This is a genomic window from Yersinia mollaretii ATCC 43969 (assembly GCF_013282725.1).
Lineage (GTDB): Bacteria > Pseudomonadota > Gammaproteobacteria > Enterobacterales > Enterobacteriaceae > Yersinia > Yersinia mollaretii.
This window is the reverse complement of the sequence record NZ_CP054043.1, coordinates 2,002,358-2,022,088: the sequence shown is the minus strand read 5'-3', so window position 1 is coordinate 2,022,088 and position 19,731 is coordinate 2,002,358. Positions and strand designations below refer to the sequence as shown.

Sequence of the window (19,731 nt, the reverse complement as noted above, 5' to 3'; positions counted from 1 at the left end):
GCCACAGCGTCAAGGACGCAGGGGAATAAAAAAAGCCAGTGAGGTGACCCACTGGCTGGTGAAAAACACCATTACTCAGAAATTTTAGGACTCACAGCAGGACTTACTTCACTCAGAAAGCCACAACTTAAACAGCCAATTACAAGGTATGCTCGGTGCGGGCGATAATATCGTCCTGCGCATCTGGCGATAGCGCGGTGAAGAAGGCGGAGTAACCCGCCACCCTGACCACTAAATCGCGGTAACGATCCGGATGCTGTTTGGCATCCACTAATGTCTCGCGGGAGACAATGTTGTACTGCACGTGCCAGCCCAGATACTCCTCGAAGAAGGTGCGCAACATCATCATCAACTTTTCACGATCACGCGGATTATCCAGCGTTGACGGATTCAATTTTTGATTCAGTAACACGCCGCCCAGAATCGAAGCGGTTGGCAGTTTCGACAGTGAGTTAAACACCGCCGTTGGCCCCAGATGGTCAGTGCCGGAGGCTGGACTTGCCCCCTCCGCCAGTGGGCTATGCGCCTTGCGGCCATCCGGTGTTGCCATAGTGGCGGCACCAAATGGCACATTGGCAGAGATGGATGAGGTTCCGGCGTAATAGGTGCCACCAATAGGTCCGCGACCAAAACGGGTATTGTGATATTGCTTCAACTCATCAATGTAGGTCTGATAAGCCCGCACCAGCAGTTGGTCAACGTCATCAACGTCATTGCCGTATTTCGGAGCTGAATTAATCAGATGCTGGCGCAGTTGCTCGCCGTTCAGGCCCGCAAAGTCATTGCTGAGCGCAGTGGCCAGTTGTTGCTGGCCGATAAGTTGTTGTTCGAACACCAATTTACGCACTGCGGCCAAGCTGTTGCCCAGATTGGCGATCCCCACTTGCAGACCCGAAACCCAGTCGTAACGCGCGCCCCCCTGCTTGATACTTTTACCGCGCTCAATGCAATCATCCACCAGTGCCGAGCAGACGATATCGTGGGCATTCTCCTCCAGCACGGTATCCACCACACACTCGATTTCGATCGATTTACGGGTGTAGTAGCGGATCTGTTGATCCCATTGCGCCATCACTTGGTCAAAATCAGTAAAGTTGCCCTTCGACAGCCCCTGCTCCTGCGGCAAGAACACCTGCCCAGAGGTGGCATCGCGCCCCTGTTCCAGTGCCGCCAACATCACCCGAGCAAAGTTGATAAAACTCATCCCCGTGCAGCGATAACCCCATTTGCCGCCGACGGCGGTTTCAATGCAGCCAATCGCCGCATAGTCATAGGCATCCTGCGGCTCCACCCCCAGCTTGATAAATTCAGGAATCACGATTTCATCATTATTGAAGGCGGGCATCCCAAAACCACAGCGAATAACCTGCACACAGGCGTCGAGGAAATCGTCACTGATCCCCGCATGGTAGCGAACACTGAGGTTAGGCTGGGTTGATTTTAAGCGCCCGCACGACTCCAACACCGCGTAAGAGAGCGGGTTCACCGCATCAATGGCTTTGCCCTGCACCAGTTTTTGCCCACCAATAGTGACGTTTTGGTAGAGCGGGCTGCCCGCCGACGCCTTGGAGTGCGAGCCGGAACGGATCTTGTTCACTTCCAGCAATTTCAGCCAGCAGCTATGCAGCATCTCAATGGCTTGCTCACGGCTAAGGCTGTTTTCCAGCTCCACATCGCGGCGATACCACGGGTAGAGGTACTGGTCGAGGCGACCAAAGGAGACCGAGTGACCATTGGACTCAATTTGCAACATCAGTTGAATGAAATAGCACAGCTGCAAAGCTTGCCAGAAGGTTTGCGGCGGTTGATGGGCAATCAGCGCACAGTTCTCCGCAATAGCCAGCAACTCAGTGCGCCGCCAATCCCGCGACTCTTCTTGCGCCATTTGCCGCGCCACGGCAGCATAGCGCTCAATATGCTCGCTCAATGCCACCAACGAGATATCAATCGCTTTCAGGAATTGCTCTTTATGCAGATCACTCCAGTCGGTCAGTTGCAAGCGCTCGCGGCGGCGAGCAACTTTGGTGCGCAGACCATCCAACCCTTTCTCCAGCAACAGCGGGAAGTTAACCGCCAAATGGGCATCACCGGAGGTCATATTGCCTTCCGCTTTAATAATGCCAGTCGCCAGTAGCGCTTTTTGTTCGTCAGTAAACATGCCGTAGCAGCGATCCTGCACGGTTTGCCCCCGCCACCACGGACAGATCTGATGCAGTACCGCTTTATCCTCTTCACTGACCGAGAAGCCCGCTCCGGGGCGATCGGCCAGTTCGTCGATCTCACTCTCGATCCAGCCGACCGTGTATTCAGGGAAGATCGGCGCGGCACGCAGTTGGCTGGCCTGATTACCAATAATCAGCTCATCATTTTTGATCCAAACCGTGCGCTGCTGTAAGTGATGGGCCAGCGCCAGCGCACGGCGAACCGGCAAGGGTTTATCCTGATGCTGCTGATAAGCCTCGGTATAGTGCCGCGCCCGCTCAGTACAGACTGGCGGTTTGACAATGTGGATCAGCGCATTTTTATGCTGTTTTATCCGGTCACTTAAGGTTACCAAATCGAGCGTGGTCATTGCGTCATCCTCTTAACATTGCGGTCAGGCCTTTATCACGGGCATAACTTTCCGCGAAGGCCAACAGATCAGGATCGTCCAAAGGGCTATTGGCGGCCAGATAGGCTTCACCCAGCAGCGAATACTTATTGATACCCAGTGTGTGGTAAGGCAAAAAATGGATCTCTTTCACGCCAATCTCATCGGCGGCAAAATCGACGATCCTCTGCACCGAGTGGCGATCGGCATTGAAATCGGGGATCAGCGGCACCCGTACCGTGATAGGGGTGCCTGCGGCGGCCAGTTTGCGGAAGTTATTCATCACCCGCTTGGCTGAACCGCCCGTCCACTGCTGAAAACGGCGTTCATCGGTATGTTTTAAGTCCGCCAGCATCAAATCAAGCCACGGTAAAGCTGGGGCGATATAGCGCCACGGCGTATGTAAACAGGACTCAACCGCCGTATGGATGCCGAGTTGATGGCAGCGCTGCAAGAGTTCAGCGGCAATCTCAGGCTGCATAAAAGGCTCGCCGCCAGATAAGGTCACCCCGCCGCCGCTGCGCCGATAAAATGGCAAGTCGCGCAGCAAAGTTTCCATCGTGGCTTCAATATCAATCGGGTTGCCACAAATTGTCAGCGCCCCACTGGGGCAGCTTAGGCTCAGCGCCTGAAGATCTTCTTTCGCCAATAATTGGCGCTGAATCACCAGTTGATCATCAACACGTTGGATGGCCTGCGGGCAGCCCTGCTGGCACAAATCACAGCCGGATAGACACAGGCGCGGGTCAAATAACACTTCTGGTTTAGGTGAGCAACTCTCTGGATTTTGACACCAGCGGCAGCTCAGTGAACAGCCTTTGAGGAACACCACACTACGAATACCGGGGCCGTCATGAGTGGAATAGCGCTGTAAATTAAAAATCATCTTATTCCTCCCATTCGCTGTGACTGCCTCAGCATTGCGGTAATAACCCGCTTTTCATGGCAACCAGTATCTGCGTAATATAGGGAAAGAAAAATTGATGAATTTTGCCGTGGAGTTCCCCTTTTATGTCTGCCTCACGTCTGCAACAGCAGTTTATTCGCCTCTGGCAACGTTTTAATGGTCAGCCAACGGAAACCACCTTGCAGGAGCTGGCTGATGTGCTCAGTTGCTCACGCCGCCACGTCCGATCCCTGCTGGGTAGCATGCAGCACGAGGGTTGGCTCAGTTGGCAAGCGGAAGCGGGCCGTGGTAAGCGCTCACAATTGACTTTCCTTTACTCCGGCTTGGCACTGCAACAGCAGCGGGCCGAAGAGTTGCTGGAACAGGACCATATTGATCAGCTGGTGCAGTTGGTGGGGGATAAAAAAGCGGTGCGCCAAATGCTGCTATCCCAGTTGGGGCGCAGCTTCCGGCAAGGTAAACATATTCTGCGCGTGCTCTATTACCGCCCGCTGCCCAACCTGCTACCCGGCACCGCCCTGCGCCGCTCAGAAACCCATATGGTGCGGCAGATTTTTAACGGCCTGACGCGGATAAATGAGGAAAACGGGGAACTCGAACCGGACTTATCTCACCACTGGCAGGCCATCAGCCCACTGCACTGGCGCTTTTATTTGCGCCCTGCCATCCATTTTCATCATGGCCGTGAGCTGGAGATGAATGATGTCATTGCCAGCCTGACCCGCCTGATCCCGCAGCCACTGTTCTCGCATATCACGGCTGTGCGCTCACCGACACCCTATGTGATTGATGTGCATCTCAGCAGCCCGGACCACTGGTTGCCGTGGCTGTTGGGCAGTGTTCACGCCATGATTTTGCCGCAGGAGTGGGAAAGCCAGCCCGATTTCCAGCGCCACCCTATCGGCACTGGCCCCTACTCAGTGATCCGAAATCATCGTAGCCAGTTGAAAATACAGGCGTTTGATAACTATTTTGGTTTCCGCGCGTTGATTGATGAGGTGAATATCTGGGTGCTGCCGGAGCTGTCAGAGGAGTTGGTCTACTCCGGCGTGCAGTTACAGGCGGACGACACCAGCAAAAATGAGCTGGAGAGTCGGCTGGAAGAGGGCTGCTACTTTTTGCTGTTTGATCAGCGCTCCCCCCAAACCTGCAACCCCGACATTCGCCGCTGGCTCTGTGAGTTGATCACCCCCGTCGCCCTGCTCAGCCATGCCGACCCCTTTTATCAGCGCTACTGGTCTCCGGCTTACGGTATGTTGCCGCGCTGGCACCATAATCGGCTGACCACACAGGAACCCAAGCCGGAAGGGCTGACTGAGCTGACCCTGACCTTTTACCGCGAGCACTCCGAGTTTGATGCTATCAGCCAAACACTGACCACCTTGCTGGCGGCTCATGGCGTCACACTGACAATACAGGCCGTCGATTATGTCAGTTGGTATCAGGGTGATGCGCGGAGTGACATCTGGCTCGGCAGCGCCAACTTCTACCTGCCGCTGGAGTTCTCCCTGTTTGCCACCCTGTATGAGCTGCCGCTGCTGCAACACTGTCTCGACGATGAGCTGCATCAGGACGTGGAATCATGGCGCAATAATACCCTGCCAATGGCGGACTGGAGCCAGCGCTTGGTCAGCCAAAATCAATTCCACCCGCTGTTCCATCACTGGCTAGAATTATATGGGCAGCACAGTATGCGCGGCGTGCGCATGAACACCCTCGGCTGGTTTGACTTCAAATCGGCTTGGTTTACCCCACCCGAGGCATAAATATCTCTTCACTTTCCCTGCGGCGAATAACGCCAGCAGGGATTTTGATAATAACAGTTTCAATCAATACATTGGACGACACCATCTCCTTAACGATATAATACCAATAGACGCAAAATAAGGAGATAGCGCGGTGACAAATATTGAAATGGAGAAAGAACTATTAGCTAACGGTTTTACGGAAAAAGAAGTTAATCGATTAAAGAAAGTTCTGACCCATAAGCATGTTAATGATGCTGGAGGTGAGACTTTAGAATCACTAATTCTTGATTTAAAAAAAGGTTTTATTCCTAGCTGCATTGTTATTGGAATTATTCCATTATTATATCCACTAATAGTTACCGAACCTATTAGAATAGGGGTAATAGCTTTCTCAGTAGTTGCAATGATTTTATTATTTAGTGTTAATTTAATTAACCCAATTAAATTGTCATATAAGTCATATGTGTTTTTAAAAAAGAAAAACAGAAATGAAGGGGAATAACTCCCCTTATATGTTATTTTAAATAAATAACATCGTCATGTTCGTTAATATCTGAAATGATACGAACTTTATTTCCAGCACCAGCAATTTTCAGTAGTAAAGCACCCTGACTCATTTTTGTATAGTTTCTATAGTAATCACTCGGAATATATTTAAATAATCGCCATATATCAGGTTTTAAACTCAGAGCAGCCACACCATACAGTGATGATGCCATATCTACAGCATGATAAGCCATCGATCCTGCTTTTGGCTCAAATCCCATAAACTTAGCGGTTATTCTGTAACCTTTTTCCATAAACCCTACATAGTTATCTTGACCGAGTAAATGATATACTTTTTCAGCGACTGTACTAGCACCACTAAGCGTTAAATGTACACCAGCCAATTTTCCTATAACAAATCCCGACTTTACTATAAGTCCTGCCCCTGAAAGAGCTTGTAATCCCCCACCGACAACACCAATGGCATTTATGGTATAACCAATTTCATTATTATATTTTTCCATATTAATCGTCATATAGACTTTTGCTCTATCCAGCGAAAGCATAGTGCCTTGCCTTTCTATATTGGCACACTCCTCTTGGATATTATTGATCGCAACACGGCACTCCGAATCGGTTTTTGCATTACGAATAATGTTTAGGTTGCCATCGGACAGTTGTTTTACTTCACTTTCAAATCTCGCTTTAAGGAAGAAATCCTTAATGTGGCGGGAGGAAACAATCTTTGCTGTTTTCATTAAGTCATTGGCTGCCGAGTGAGCCAATGCAAGAAAGTAATTATTATCCCTTTCTCTTCTATTTAAGTAAATGTCCATAAAGCATCATCCATAATTAAATTCACAAAAAAGAGAGAATATCTTATCTTCCAACCGGTATCACTGGGCCGCCTACTCATAGAGGTCTATTTCAGCCTTTACGCGGGTTTATCTCTCTATTTTAAGAATACGCCCCGAGCGTTAATCTGATTTATTAATATCCTATGGGTATTTAATATTGGATAGTTATTGACTGCATTTACTGACTCACAAATATCTTATCGACCAACAATACCCTTTCCCCTATTCAAATTAATCTCTACAATAGCGGCGTCTCAACGGGGTGCTAAATTGCAGAAAACGGCAAGTTAGCTGAGAGCAAACCCGTCGAACCTGATCCGGTTAACCCCGGCGGAGGGATTTGAGAAAAATAACGCCGGATCAGCACCTTGCCGCTGTTATTAACCGCCTCAGATACCTTTGCCACCTTTATTCTTAAGGAGTGCAAAGTGTTTAAACGCATGATTCCCTGTCTGTTTTTACTGTCTGCGGCCGCTGTTGCTGCCGATAAACCCACCCTCACGGTCTACACCTATGATTCCTTTGCTGCCGAATGGGGGCCGGGGCCAGCTATCAAAAAAGCCTTCGAAGCCGAGTGCGATTGCCAGCTTAAATTTGTGGCACTGGAAGATGGTGTTTCACTGCTGAATCGCCTGCGGATGGAGGGGAAAAACAGTCAGGCCGATGTGATTTTAGGCTTAGATAACAATCTGGTGCAGGCGGCGGAGCAAACCGGCCTGTTCGCGCCAAGTCAGGTGGATACCCGCGCACTGACACTGCCTGAGCCGTGGCAGAACAAAACCTTTGTCCCTTACGACTATGGCTACTTTGCTTTTGTGTATGACAAAAACAAACTGAAAAACCCGCCAAAAAGCTTGGAAGAGTTAGTCAGCAGCAAAGCGCCGTGGCGGGTGATTTATCAAGATCCCCGTACCAGCACGCCGGGCCTCGGCTTAATGCTGTGGATGCAAAAAGTGTATGGCGATAAAGCCCCGCAGGCGTGGCAAGCGCTGGCGAAGAAAACCGTCACCGTCACCAAAGGCTGGAGCGAAGCATACGGCCTGTTCCTGAAAGGCGAAGGGGATCTGGTGCTGAGCTACACCACCTCTCCGGCTTACCATCTGATTGAAGAGAAGAAAAGCAACTATGCCGCTGCCGATTTCAGCGAAGGCCACTACCTACAAGTGGAAGTCGCGGGCCAATTGGCCTCTAGCAAACAGCCGGAGCTGGCACAGCGCTTTATGCAATTTATCGTGACCCCCGCTTTCCAAAATCATATTCCCACTGGCAACTGGATGTATCCGGTAATCAAAATGGACCTTCCGGCGGGGTTTGACACCCTCAACGTGCCGCAAAAAGCATTGCAGTTTGATGCCAAAGAGGTAGCCGATAACCGTGGCAAATGGATTCAAGCATGGCAATCCGCCGTCAGCCACTGATCCCGCCATGGTTATGGCCGGGGCTGCTCGCCGCTGCACTGATCGTCGGTGTCGCCTTATTGGCGTTCACCGCCATCTGGCGACATGCGCCTGCGGCAGACTGGCAAAACATTTGGCACGATAGCTATCTGTGGCATGTGATTCGCTTTACCTTCTGGCAGGCGTTTCTCTCGGCGCTGCTGTCGGTGATACCCGCTATTTTTCTGGCGCGCGCCCTGTACCGCCGCCGCTTTCCCGGTCGCCAACTGATGCTACGCTTATGTGCCATGACACTGGTGCTGCCAGTGTTGGTGGCCCTGTTCGGCATCCTGACGGTCTATGGCCGCCAAGGTTGGTTGGCGGGGCTGTTTGGCTGGCTCGGCGTGGATTACCGCTTCTCGCCCTATGGTTTGCAAGGCATTTTGCTGGCGCATATTTTCTTTAATATGCCGCTGGCAACCCGCCTGTTGTTGCAATCACTGGAGGGCATCGCCGTGGAGCAACGCCAGCTCGCCGCACAGTTGGGCATGAGTGGCTGGCAGCATTTTCGTTGGGTCGAGTGGCCCTACCTGCGCCGCCAAATTCTGCCCACTGCCGCACTGATTTTTATACTCTGTTTTGCCAGCTTCGCCACCGTGCTGTCACTGGGCGGAGGGCCACAAGCCACCACCATTGAGCTGGCGATTTATCAAGCGCTGAGCTACGACTATGATCTGGGCCGCGCCGCATTACTGGCGCTGATCCAACTGGGCTGCTGCCTTGGCTTGGTGGTGCTGAGCCAACGGCTAAATTCGGTTCTGGCGGTGGGCAATACCCACGGGCAGCAGTGGCGCAGCCAGCAAGACAGCTTTTGGTCGCGCATCAGCGATACACTGCTAATTGGTGCGGCTTTGTTATTGATGGTTCCCCCGTTGCTCGCCGTTGTCATTGATGGCAGCAATCAAACGATAGTGACCGTGTTGCAGCAACCGGCACTGTGGCAAGCCTTTTTCACCTCATTGACCATCGCCATTGGGGCCGGATTGCTCTGTGTGATCCTGACCATGATGCTGCTGTGGAGCAGCCGTGAGCTGAAACTGCGTCAGCAAATGGCTTACGGGCAGGCGCTGGAAGTGAGCGGCATGGTGATTCTGGCGATGCCGGGTATCGTGCTGGCGACGGGCTTCTTCTTGCTGCTCAATGACACATTGGGCTTGCCGCAATCCCCTTACGCGCTGGTGATCCTGACCAATGCACTGATGGCGGTGCCCTATGCCTTGAAAGTGCTGGATAACCCAATGCGCGATCTGGCGGAGCGCTATACGCCGCTCTGTTTATCACTGGATATTCGCGGCTGGCACCGATTGCGCCATATTGAACTCAGCGCCCTGAAGCGCCCGCTAGCGCAAGCGCTGGCCTTTGCCAGTGTGCTCTCCATCGGCGATTTTGGTGTGGTGGCGCTATTTGGAAATGAGCATTTCCGCACCTTGCCATTTTATCTCTATCAGCAGATAGGCTCTTACCGCAGTAATGATGGCGCAGTGACCGCCTTGCTCCTGCTGTTGCTCTGCTTCCTGCTGTTTACTCTGATTGAACGACTGCCGAGCCGCCATGTTAAAACTTGAGAAAATCACCTATCTCTACGAGCACTTACCGATGCGCTTTGATTTATGCATTCAGCCCGGTGAGCGGGTGGCGATCCTTGGCCCCAGTGGCGCAGGTAAAAGCACCCTGCTGAGCCTGATTGCCGGTTTCTTAGCGCCCGCCAGTGGTCGCATGTTACTGAATAGTCAGGATCACACCACCACCGCACCCGCCCAACGGCCAGTCTCGATGCTGTTTCAGGAGAATAATCTGTTCTCGCACCTCACGGTGGAGCAGAACATTGGGCTGGGGCTGCATCCGGGGCTGAAACTCAATCAACAGCAGAAGCAGTTATTGAGCCAGATCGCCCAGCAGGTGGGACTGGAGGCGTGTCTCGACCGCCTGCCAGCGCAACTCTCCGGTGGTCAACGTCAACGGGCCGCCCTCGCGCGCTGTCTGGTACGCAGCCAGCCCATTCTGCTGCTGGATGAGCCATTTTCTGCGCTGGATCCCGCATTGCGCAATGAAATGCTGCAACTGGTCGATCAGGTATGCCGCCAGCGTCAACTGACACTGCTGATGGTGTCCCACAATTTGGATGATGCCGCGCGCATCGCCGACCGCACTTTGTTAGTGGTCGATGGCCGCATTTACTACGACGGCCCGACGCAGGCACTGGTCAGCGGCAGTGCACCCGAAGCCAGTGTGCTGGGGATTAGCCACCCAGCACCTTCCACAGCAAATGGCGATACACCGGCATAATCGGCTGCATATGCAACCAGACAAAACTGGCGATCGCCAGCGCAATGGCCAGCACGGTCACCCAGCGCAGTCGGGCAAGAGGCAGCCACTTGCTCAGGCGATCGGGGCTGCGTTTACCAAAACGCCACCAGCGCCATGATAACCAGCACGCCAGCCAAATCAGCAGCACCACAGCCACTAACAGGCACTTAAACATAAAGCTGTTGGCGCTCGGCGGGATATCAATGGCAACACCGGCCAGAATGCCGGGGAAGAAATAGACTGGCGGCCAAGTGAGGCAACCAATCACATTCGGTAGCGCGAATTTTGCTGGCGGCAGATTCAGCATCCCCGCCACCATCGGCACAATAGGCCGCGCCGGGCCGATAAAGCGCCCCAGCAGTACCGTCGCCATGCTGTGGTTGTGTAGCGCGTGTTCGGTTTTCGCCAGCATCGATTTATGTTTTTTCAGGAAAGACCAGCGGTGCAGCGGCTCTTTGAAGCGGCGGCCAATAAAGTAGGAGAGCCAATCGCCGGTCAGGCAACCGACAGTGGCGGCAGCCCAAGCCCAATAAAAATCCATCTCCCCACTGCCAATCAGTGCCCCCACGGTGGTCATCATGATCGTGCCGGGCAGTAGCATCCCCACCAGCGCTAAAGATTCAAGAAAAGTGACGAGCATGACGACAAATAGCGCGAAAGCCAGAGATTGTGTCAGTAAATGCAGTAAATAGGCTTCCATAAATGTGTCCGTTGGTTAACAACCCTGTTGAATGCGCGGGGGATTGTCCGACCCCTTTGCTGATGAGTCAATCACCTCATTGTATGAATCAGTGACCAGCCATCATTGAAATAGACAATTACTGTATAAATACCCATACTAAGAGAACTTAAGCTCGGGCGACAAATAAAATAGCCTGAACATAATTTGGATCGTTTCTCTTTACTAAAGGTAGCACTGTGGGGCAAACCCGTCAGGGCTTCCTGCTCACCCGCCACTGGCGTGACACGCAGGCAGGCACCGAAGTTGAATTCTGGTTAGCCACCGATGAAGGGCCGCAACATGTCAGGCTGCCGCCTCAGCCATCGGTCGCCTTTATCCCGGCCGAACAGCGGCAACGGGCTGAAACCCTGCTGTGCGATGAGCGCCGCTGGCAACTCCGCCCCCTTGAGCTGACCGATTTCCATCAGCGCCCAGTACTGGGGCTGTACTGCACACAGCATCGCCAATTAATCCGCCTAGAGAAACTGCTCAGAGAAGGTGGCGTGAATGTGTATGAAGGTGACATTCGCCCGCCAGAACGTTTTCTGATGGAGCGCTTTATTACCGCGCCAGTCTGGTTCAGCGGTGAGGACAACGGCAACGGCCCGCTGCTCAATACCCAAATGAAACCGGCGGAGGAGTATCGGCCCACACTCAAACTGCTGTCGCTGGATATCGAAACCAGCGAACACGGCGAACTTTATTGCATTGGGTTAGAAGGCTGTGGTCAGCGGCAGGTTTACATGCTCGGGCCGCCCAATGGTGATGATGCTGGTAGTGGTAATAGTGCTGGTAGTGGTAATAGTGCTGGTAGTGGTAATAGTGCTAAAAGCGCCGCACTGGATTTCAATCTGGAGTATGTCGCCAGCCGCCCGCTGTTGCTGGAAAAGCTGAATCAATGGCTGGAGCGGTATGATCCTGATGCCATTATCGGCTGGAATCTGGTGCAGTTTGATCTGCGCGTGCTGCAAAAACACGCGGATCGCTATCAGATTCCGCTGCGCTTTGGCCGTGGCGGTAACCTGCTGGAGTGGCGTGAGCACGGTTTCAAGCAGGGGCACTTCTTTGCATCAGCGGCCGGGCGGCTGATTATCGATGGCATCGAAGCGCTAAAATCTGCCACGTGGAACTTCCCCTCTTTCAGTCTGGAATCTGTCTCGCAAACCCTGCTGGGCGAAGGTAAAGCCAGTGATAATCCCTATCAACGCATGGATGAGATCAATCATCGCTTCGCCAATGATAAGCCAGCACTGGCCCGCTATAACCTAAAAGATTGTGAGTTGGTGACGCGGATTTTTGCCAAAACCGAGTTGCTGAGCTTCTTGCTTGAGCGCTCGACTGTCACTGGGCTGGCGGCGGATCGCAGTGGTGGCTCAGTAGCCGCCTTTACCCACCTTTATCTGCCACGAATGCACCGAATCGGCTATGTCGCGCCCAATTTAGGCGAGCTACCGGAAGAGCACAGCCCCGGCGGCTTTGTAATGGACTCCCGGCCCGGCCTGTATGATTCAGTGCTGGTGCTCGATTACAAAAGCCTCTACCCCTCGATTATCCGCACTTTTCTCATTGATCCGGTCGGCTTAGTCGCGGGTATGCAGCAGCCAGATGATGAGCACTCGGTGCCGGGTTTTCGCGGGGCTTGGTTCTCCCGCGAGAAACACTGCCTGCCGGCGATCGTCAACCAAATTTGGCAGGGAAGAGAAGCGGCGAAACGTCAACAAAACAAGCCGTTATCGCAAGCCCTGAAGATCATTATGAACGCCTTTTATGGCGTGCTTGGCTCCAGCGGCTGCCGCTTTTTCGATCCCAGGTTGGCGTCGTCGATCACCCTCCGTGGCCATGAGATCATGCGCCAAACCCGCGAATTGATTGAAGCACAGGGCTATCAGGTGATTTATGGCGATACCGACTCCACCTTTGTCTGGCTGAAAAATGCCCACAGCGAAGCGCAGGCATCGCGCATCGGCAAAGAGCTGGTTCAGCACGTCAATCAATGGTGGCAAAACCATATACGGGAAACCTTTAATTTGCCCTGCGCACTGGAGCTGGAGTTTGAAACCCACTATCGGCGCTTTTTGATGCCCACCATCCGTGGCGCGGAGCAAGGCAGTAAAAAGCGCTATGCCGGGCTGATATCCACCCCCACTGGCGACCAGATGGTCTACAAGGGGCTAGAGACGGTTCGCACCGATTGGACCCCGCTGGCGCAGCAATTCCAGCGCGAGTTATATCTGCGAATTTTCCAGCAGCAGCCCTATCAGGACTATGTGCGCGATTACGTGGCGCGCACCCTGAATGGCGAGCTGGATGAGCAGTTGATCTACCGCAAGCGCCTGCGTCGGCGGCTCGAGGAGTATCAGCGCAATGTGCCGCCCCACGTCAGAGCTGCACGTCTGGCAGATGAATTTAACCGCCAGCAGGGCCGCCCGCTGCAATATCAAAATGGCGGCTGGATAAGCTATGTCATCACCACCGCTGGCCCTGAGCCACTGGAAACCCGCCAATCTCCTATCGATTACGATCACTACCTCACCCGCCAACTACAACCGGTGGCTGACGCTATACTTCCTTTTATGCACGATGACTTCACTACACTGATAACCGGTCAGATGGGGCTATTTTAATCGCAAATCAGCGGTTTTACAGGTGACGCAGCGCTCGCCTTCCATTACCATAGCGCCCTTGCCAAAATTCGCATCAATCGCACTGACAAACACTTTTCTCTACTCATAACTGTCCAACAAAAAAATCGAGCCGATAATTTATGCCTTTTACACTTGGTCAACGCTGGATCAGCGACACAGAAAGCGAACTTGGATTGGGTACTGTCGTGGCCATCGACGTACGCATGATTACCTTACTGTTCCCCGCAACCGGTGAAAACCGCCTTTACGCCAGAAATGACTCGCCCATTACCCGCGTCATGTTCAATCCGGGCGATACCATCACTCACCACGAAGGCTGGCAGCTAAAAGTGGAAGATGTGACGCACGAAAACGGGCTGATTACCTATATCGGCACCCGTCTGGATACCGAAGAGAGTGGCGTCTCAATGCGCGAAGTGTTGCTCGATAGCAAACTGACTTTTAGCAAACCACAGGATCGCTTATTTGCCGGCCAAATCGATCGCATGGATCGTTTTGCCCTGCGTTTTCGCGCCCGTAAATATCAAAGTGAGCAGTTCCGCCTCCCATGGAGCGGCCTACGTGGCGTCCGTGCCAGCCTGATCCCACACCAACTACATATCGCTTATGAAGTGGGACAGCGCCATGCACCGCGCGTATTACTGGCCGATGAAGTGGGCTTGGGTAAAACCATCGAAGCGGGGATGATTATCAACCAGCAACTACTGGCTGGCCGTGCTGAACGCGTGCTGATTGTGGTGCCAGAGAGCCTGCAACATCAGTGGTTAGTTGAGATGTTGCGCCGCTTCAATCTGCGCTTCTCCCTGTTTGATGACAGCCGCTATTCCGAAGCCCTGCTCGACAGCACCAACCCATTTGAAACCGAACAGATGGTGATCTGTTCACTGGACTTTGTGCGCCGCAATAAGCAGCGTTTAGAGCAGTTGGCAGATGCCTCATGGGATCTGCTGGTGGTCGATGAAGCACACCATCTGGCGTGGAGCGAAGAAGCGCCAAGCCGCGAATATCAAGTGATTGAGCAGTTGGCTGAACACATTCCCGGCGTACTGTTGTTGACCGCAACACCGGAGCAATTGGGCCAGCAGAGCCACTTTGCCCGCTTGCGTTTGCTCGATCCTGACCGCTTCCATGACTACGAAGAGTTCATCAATGAGCAGCAGAAATATCGCCCGATCGCGGATGCCGTGACACTGCTGTTGGGTGGCGAGCGCTTAGCTGACGATAAGCTAAATCTGCTGGGTGAACTCATTGCTGAACAAGATATTGAGCCGCTGCTGAAAGCCGCCAATAGTCAAAGTGAAGATAGCGAAGCAGCCCGCAAAGAGCTGGTGACCATGCTGATGGATAGACACGGCACCAGCCGCATCTTGTTCCGCAACACCCGTAATGGGGTGAAAGGCTTCCCGCACCGCGTATTGCATCAGATTAAGTTGCCGCTGCCGACGCAGTACCAAACGGCGATTAAAGTGTCGAGCATCATGGGAGCCAAGAAAACACTGGAAGCGCGCGCCAAAGATATGCTCTATCCAGAGCAAATCTATCAGGAATTTGAAGGCGAAAATGCCACTTGGTGGAATTTCGACCCTCGGGTTGAGTGGCTGCTTAACTATCTGGTGGCTAATCGTGGCGAGAAAGTGCTGGTGATCTGCGCGCATGCCGCCACCGCATTGCAGCTTGAACAAGTATTACGTGAGCGCGAAGCCATTCGTGCCGCCGTGTTCCATGAAGGTTTATCGCTGATTGAGCGCGACCGTGCTGCCGCCTATTTTGCCTCTGAAGAAGATGGCGCACAGGTGTTATTGTGCTCTGAAATTGGCTCGGAAGGGCGTAACTTCCAGTTCGCCTGCCAGTTGGTGATGTTTGACCTGCCCTTCAACCCAGATTTGCTAGAACAGCGTATTGGTCGATTGGACCGTATTGGCCAGAACCGTGAAATCCAAATCATGGTGCCCTATCTGGAAAATACCGCTCAAGCCGTGCTGGTTCGTTGGTATCACGAAGGTTTGGATGCTTTCGAGCACACCTGCCCGACAGGCCGCACCATCTATGACACCGGTTATCAAACCCTGATTGGCTATTTGGCTACACCAAACGAGCAGGAGGGGTTGGATGAGTTTATCCACACTTGCCGCCAGCAGCATGAAGAGCTGAAACTTCAGTTGGAGCAAGGCCGTGACCGCCTGCTAGAGATGCACTCCAATGGCGGCGAACATGGGCAGGAGTTGGCACAGATCATTTCTGATCAAGATAATGACGTCAATTTGGTCAGTTTCGCCCTTAATTTGTTCGATATTGTCGGCATCAATCAAGAAGATCGCAGCGATAATCTGATTGTACTGACGCCATCTGACCACATGCTGGTGCCAGACTTCCCTGGGCTGCCGCAAGATGGCTGCACCGTCACCTTTGATCGCGAACAGGCACTCTCGCGGGAAGATGCCCAATTTGTCAGTTGGGAACATCCGATCATCCGCAATGGTCTGGATCTTATTCTGTCTGGCGACACCGGTAGCTGTGCCGTTTCTTTGTTGAAAAACAAAGCATTGCCTGTTGGCACTTTGTTGGCTGAACTGGTTTATGTGGTCGAGGCGCAAGCGCCAAAACACCTGCAACTGACTCGCTTCTTACCGCCGACCCCAGTGCGAATGCTGATGGACCGTAACGGCACCAATTTGGCTGCACAGGTTGAATTCGAAACCTTCAACCGTCAGTTAAATGCGGTCAACCGTCACACCTCCAGCAAACTGGTCAATGCCGTACAGCAAGAGGTTCACACCATGTTGCAGCAGGCAGAGGCGCTGGTTGCAGAGCAAGCGCAGCTATTGATCGATGCCGCCAAGCACGAAGCTGATGATAAGTTAAGTGCTGAGCTAGCTCGTCTGGAAGCCCTGAAAGCGGTTAACCCCAATATTCGTGATGACGAACTGGAAGCACTGGAGCATAACCGTAAATTGGTACTGGAGAGTCTGAATCAAGCGGGCTGGCGTTTAGACGCTATTCGCTTGGTGGTCGTCACGCACCAGTAACCCCCAAAGGGGAAAACCGAGACCGGATGCTCGGTTTTCTCTTCCACGGTGTTTTGCTCAGCAAACTTCCTGTTAATCACTTTCTCGGCTATATGTTGGAATAATACAAATGGAACCCTATAACCCTCCACGCGATCCTTGGCTGCATATCTTGTATCAAGATGAGCACATCATGGTGGTGAACAAACCCAGCGGATTACTTTCCGTGCCCGGCCGCGCACCCGAGAACAAAGACAGCATCATGACCCGTATTCAGGCCGATTATCCGACAGCGGAATCTGTTCATCGTCTGGATATGGCAACCAGCGGCGTGATTATTGTGGCGTTGACTAAAGCCGCTGAGCGCGAACTGAAGCGCCAGTTTCGTGAACGCGAGCCGAAAAAGTCGTATATCGCGCGAGTATGGGGCCATCTGACGCAAGATGAGGGCTTGATTGACTTGCCTTTAATCTGCGACTGGCCGAATCGGCCAAAACAGAAAGTCTGCTATGAAACGGGAAAGTCAGCACAAACGGAATATCACGTGCTTTCACGGGATGCGGATGGCAGCACGCGAGTGAAGTTGTCACCCATCACGGGGCGCTCGCATCAGTTGCGCGTTCACATGCTGGCGATGGGCCATCCGATCCTCGGTGATGGTTTTTACGCCCATCCTGAAGCCAAAGCGATGGCATCTCGGTTGCAGCTACATGCGCAAGAATTATGTATCACTCACCCAGAGTTTGGGACAGTGATGCATTTTAAATGTGAGGCAGAGTTTTGATCTTGCCCCATCTGCATGGTTCTTTTTTAAATCATGCATTAGTCTTTTGAGTAACGCGTTAACTATTAGAAAATAATATATTTAAGAGTATAAAACAGTAATAAAATAGAAAGCTAAGTAATAATATTTCATCAATCACAGATGAATGAAGGAATATTATTATGTCAGCCGCAGTAACCTACCCTAAGTCTTCTGATAAACTAATACCTCGCCAAGGGCAGAAATTAAGAAGCCATATTCATCGGTTAGATCAAAATAGTGTAACAGCACTATCAGGATATTCAGTCAGCATCAATACTAGCACGCAAAATTGGCATCCCCAAAGCAGCACAACAAACGCAGAAAGAATAAAAGAGAGCACTAAAGCGCTCAAATTACAGCATCTCGCTATCCAACCAAAGAGCGAATCAGATAACAATGATAAAGAGATCACTTTTTACTTGCCCAAAGAGCAAGGCAATTATCGTGCTGAAATCTCTAACTTTAGGCCCATTAAGGTCACAGCAGCGTCGATTTACTCTTTTGATTTCAAAGCAACCTCTCTACCCGATAATCTAGTGCTATTTCAGGTGAGGGAACTGGGTGGCAGTATGAACTTACTGGGTGGCGACCGCCCTTCTTTCTCGTTACATATCAAACAAGATGGCATGTTAGTGGCGGCAACAAATACCGTTAATCAAAATGGCGACCCCATTGGGCCTGAGGGCAAAACATATAAAAATAAGAATATAACGTTAAATAAAATTGAGTTAGGTGCGTATTGCCAACTGACTATCGAAATGGTTATGCATCGAGAGCACCCCTCAATTAAGATTACTATTAACGATGAGATAATATATCACCGCGACAGTCCCTTTGGGGCTTCAGATTCAAAAACGTTTTATAGTAAACTGGGCGCTTATGTTCCACAGCAGAAAAATAAAACGGGAACAAATGACTCTAAAGTCAGTTTCGATAATATCGAAGAATCTCATCACCAATATGCCCCTCCAGCAATGACAGAAGAAAATAATGTTTTTCCGGCTGGTTCAGACACCCATAATGCATTGTCTGATGCAATGGCCGCGTTCAGCGCCAAAAAAAATCATTCAATAAATGTCAGGCGACCGAATATAGGGGAAGAGTTACTGGTTCTCGGCACCGCGATAATGATTCCCCATCAAATATTTTAATGCATCTTAAAAAGAGTTATCTCAATGGTGAAAGATGCCTGATAGCAGGCATCTTTTATATGAAATCAGCCAAGCTTACTTAAATCCCTTCTCGCGCTTAATCAAATCATACGCGGCTTGAATTTCTTGGGCTTTTTGTTTCGCCATCTCCATCATTTCTGGCGGCAAACCTTTCGCCACCAACTTATCTGGATGATGCTCGCCCATTAATTTACGGTAAGCACGCTTGATGACCACACTGTCATCAGTACTGCTCACCCCCAGCACTTTGCAGGCATCTTCCAATGTTGGTCCATTCGACGCTTGCTGGTAACCCCCCTGAGAGTATCCTCCCTGTTGGCCCTGCCATCCGCCGTGACCACCAAACTGGCGACCGCCCTCAATCATGCTCAGGAACTGATCAAATTGGCCACGGGAGATACCCAGCTCTTCAGCGATGACATACAGCACTTGCCGCTCATTGGGATGCAACGAACCATCGGCAAATGCAGCCTGCAACTGAATTTCCAGAAACATCCGAATTAAATCAAAACGACCAAAACAGACGCCCCGTAACTCCTGCAATCTTTCACGCAACGGGAATCCGCTCTCTTTCCCCTCACGGAACGCTTGTTGCGCCGCTGCTCGGGCCTCACCATGCAATTGCATTCTATCCATCAATTGACTGGCAAGTTGAATATCAACCTCCGTAACCCGCCCTTTGGCCTTGGTTAAATGCCCCATTACCTGAAAAGTGGCTCGGAAAAAAATGAATTGTCGTGTTTGTTGATCGGCAAAATAGCCGCGGCGCTTCGTGCTTCGCACCCTGTCTACCATATGGCCGACAAGCAACCCCAGTACCACACCCCAGAAACCAGTACCTGACATTAAGCCCAATACTAGACCGAGCAGTTTTCCCCAATACTGCATATACTCCTCAATTCATCATGCCGTCAGTCAAAATTTGCATTATCATACTCGGCATTCAGCTCAGCGCCTAACAGCGAGACGTGTAAGCGGCCGGATTTAACACTAGCGCAACTGTGATGAGTAATATAGTCTCAGACCGTTTGCCGGCATGATGCCCCCCGATG

General features: G+C 51.8%; 14 protein-coding genes and 1 riboswitch. Of the genes, 9 read left to right on the top strand and 5 right to left on the bottom strand.

Annotated features, from left to right (window positions below):
- Nucleotides 1–139: 139 nt before the first annotated feature.
- Together HRD69_RS08985 and HRD69_RS08980 are read right to left on the bottom strand one after the other, a co-directional pair.
- Nucleotides 140–2,572, bottom strand: coding sequence for a formate C-acetyltransferase/glycerol dehydratase family glycyl radical enzyme (locus tag HRD69_RS08985; protein WP_004875334.1), 2,433 nt, complete (start codon nucleotides 2,570–2,572; stop codon nucleotides 140–142).
- Between the two features lie 4 nt (nucleotides 2,573–2,576).
- Nucleotides 2,577–3,476 carry a glycyl-radical enzyme activating protein gene (locus HRD69_RS08980; RefSeq protein WP_004875335.1) on the bottom strand — a complete coding sequence of 300 codons (900 nt, stop codon included), beginning with the start codon at nucleotides 3,474–3,476 and terminating at the stop codon, nucleotides 2,577–2,579.
- Between the two features lie 125 nt (nucleotides 3,477–3,601).
- Here HRD69_RS08980 and sgrR point away from each other — a divergent pair, with 125 nt between their 5' ends.
- Nucleotides 3,602–5,263, top strand: a complete 1,662-nt coding sequence (sgrR, locus tag HRD69_RS08975; protein WP_004875336.1) for an HTH-type transcriptional regulator SgrR — start codon at nucleotides 3,602–3,604, stop codon at nucleotides 5,261–5,263.
- 133 nt (nucleotides 5,264–5,396) lie between these two features.
- The gene (locus HRD69_RS08970) at nucleotides 5,397–5,747 is read left to right on the top strand and encodes a hypothetical protein (RefSeq protein ID WP_244262994.1); all 351 of its coding nucleotides are present in this window, start codon (nucleotides 5,397–5,399) and stop codon (nucleotides 5,745–5,747) included.
- Between the two features lie 13 nt (nucleotides 5,748–5,760).
- Here the strand turns inward: HRD69_RS08970 and HRD69_RS08965 are convergent, their stop codons facing one another.
- A complete protein-coding gene (locus tag HRD69_RS08965) occupies nucleotides 5,761–6,567 on the bottom strand; it encodes a DUF4225 domain-containing protein (RefSeq protein ID WP_004875337.1) in 807 nt (268 codons plus the stop codon).
- Between the two features lie 269 nt (nucleotides 6,568–6,836).
- Nucleotides 6,837–6,945, top strand: a riboswitch (TPP riboswitch).
- A 71-nt stretch (nucleotides 6,946–7,016) separates the two neighbouring features.
- Here HRD69_RS08965 and thiB point away from each other — a divergent pair.
- The 3 genes from thiB to thiQ are packed head-to-tail and all read left to right on the top strand — an operon-like array spanning nucleotide 7,017 to nucleotide 10,310.
- The gene (gene thiB / locus HRD69_RS08960) at nucleotides 7,017–8,006 is read left to right on the top strand and encodes a thiamine ABC transporter substrate binding subunit (RefSeq protein ID WP_032814595.1); all 990 of its coding nucleotides are present in this window, start codon (nucleotides 7,017–7,019) and stop codon (nucleotides 8,004–8,006) included.
- Nucleotides 7,982–9,589, top strand: coding sequence for a thiamine/thiamine pyrophosphate ABC transporter permease ThiP (thiP, locus tag HRD69_RS08955; RefSeq protein ID WP_032814546.1), 1,608 nt, complete (start codon nucleotides 7,982–7,984; stop codon nucleotides 9,587–9,589). The genes thiB and thiP overlap by 25 nt, the downstream gene beginning before the upstream one ends.
- Complete coding sequence (thiQ, locus tag HRD69_RS08950) at nucleotides 9,576–10,310, top strand: thiamine ABC transporter ATP-binding protein ThiQ (RefSeq protein WP_050413205.1); 735 nt, start codon at nucleotides 9,576–9,578, stop codon at nucleotides 10,308–10,310. Before thiP ends, thiQ begins: the two co-directional genes overlap by 14 nt.
- On the opposite strand, the gene HRD69_RS08945 is transcribed toward thiQ, so the two are convergent.
- The gene (locus tag HRD69_RS08945; RefSeq protein ID WP_004875340.1) at nucleotides 10,264–11,031 is read right to left on the bottom strand and encodes a DedA family protein; all 768 of its coding nucleotides are present in this window, start codon (nucleotides 11,029–11,031) and stop codon (nucleotides 10,264–10,266) included. The genes thiQ and HRD69_RS08945 overlap by 47 nt on opposite strands.
- A gap of 218 nt (nucleotides 11,032–11,249) precedes the next feature.
- Here HRD69_RS08945 and HRD69_RS08940 point away from each other — a divergent pair, with 218 nt between their 5' ends.
- From HRD69_RS08940 to HRD69_RS08925, 4 genes are all read left to right on the top strand, one after another.
- Nucleotides 11,250–13,676, top strand: coding sequence for a DNA polymerase II (locus HRD69_RS08940; protein WP_004875341.1), 2,427 nt, complete (start codon nucleotides 11,250–11,252; stop codon nucleotides 13,674–13,676).
- A 140-nt stretch (nucleotides 13,677–13,816) separates the two neighbouring features.
- Nucleotides 13,817–16,723 carry an RNA polymerase-associated protein RapA gene (gene rapA / locus HRD69_RS08935; RefSeq protein ID WP_004875342.1) on the top strand — a complete coding sequence of 969 codons (2,907 nt, stop codon included), beginning with the start codon at nucleotides 13,817–13,819 and terminating at the stop codon, nucleotides 16,721–16,723.
- A gap of 142 nt (nucleotides 16,724–16,865) precedes the next feature.
- Complete coding sequence (gene rluA / locus HRD69_RS08930) at nucleotides 16,866–17,486, top strand: bifunctional tRNA pseudouridine(32) synthase/23S rRNA pseudouridine(746) synthase RluA (RefSeq protein WP_244262995.1); 621 nt, start codon at nucleotides 16,866–16,868, stop codon at nucleotides 17,484–17,486.
- A gap of 161 nt (nucleotides 17,487–17,647) precedes the next feature.
- Complete coding sequence (locus tag HRD69_RS08925; protein ID WP_004875344.1) at nucleotides 17,648–18,658, top strand: hypothetical protein; 1,011 nt, start codon at nucleotides 17,648–17,650, stop codon at nucleotides 18,656–18,658.
- Between the two features lie 75 nt (nucleotides 18,659–18,733).
- Here HRD69_RS08925 and djlA read toward each other — a convergent pair whose 3' ends face one another.
- A complete protein-coding gene (gene djlA / locus HRD69_RS08920) occupies nucleotides 18,734–19,567 on the bottom strand; it encodes a co-chaperone DjlA (protein ID WP_004875345.1) in 834 nt (277 codons plus the stop codon).
- Nucleotides 19,568–19,731 lie beyond the last annotated feature (164 nt).

Bases quoted from the DNA above. Each gene is read 5' to 3' on its own strand.
- HRD69_RS08985 (WP_004875334.1), bottom strand. From the start codon at position 2,572: ATGACCACGCTCGATTTGGTAACCTTAAGTGACCGGATAAAACAGCAT.
- HRD69_RS08980 (WP_004875335.1), bottom strand. From the start codon at position 3,476: ATGATTTTTAATTTACAGCGCTATTCCACTCATGACGGCCCCGGTATT.
- sgrR (WP_004875336.1), top strand. From the start codon at position 3,602: ATGTCTGCCTCACGTCTGCAACAGCAGTTTATTCGCCTCTGGCAACGT.
- HRD69_RS08965 (WP_004875337.1), bottom strand. From the start codon at position 6,567: ATGGACATTTACTTAAATAGAAGAGAAAGGGATAATAATTACTTTCTT.
- thiP (WP_032814546.1), top strand. From the start codon at position 7,982: ATGGCAATCCGCCGTCAGCCACTGATCCCGCCATGGTTATGGCCGGGG.
- thiQ (WP_050413205.1), top strand. From the start codon at position 9,576: ATGTTAAAACTTGAGAAAATCACCTATCTCTACGAGCACTTACCGATG.
- HRD69_RS08945 (WP_004875340.1), bottom strand. From the start codon at position 11,031: ATGGAAGCCTATTTACTGCATTTACTGACACAATCTCTGGCTTTCGCG.
- rapA (WP_004875342.1), top strand. From the start codon at position 13,817: ATGCCTTTTACACTTGGTCAACGCTGGATCAGCGACACAGAAAGCGAA.
- HRD69_RS08925 (WP_004875344.1), top strand. From the start codon at position 17,648: ATGTCAGCCGCAGTAACCTACCCTAAGTCTTCTGATAAACTAATACCT.
- djlA (WP_004875345.1), bottom strand. From the start codon at position 19,567: ATGCAGTATTGGGGAAAACTGCTCGGTCTAGTATTGGGCTTAATGTCA.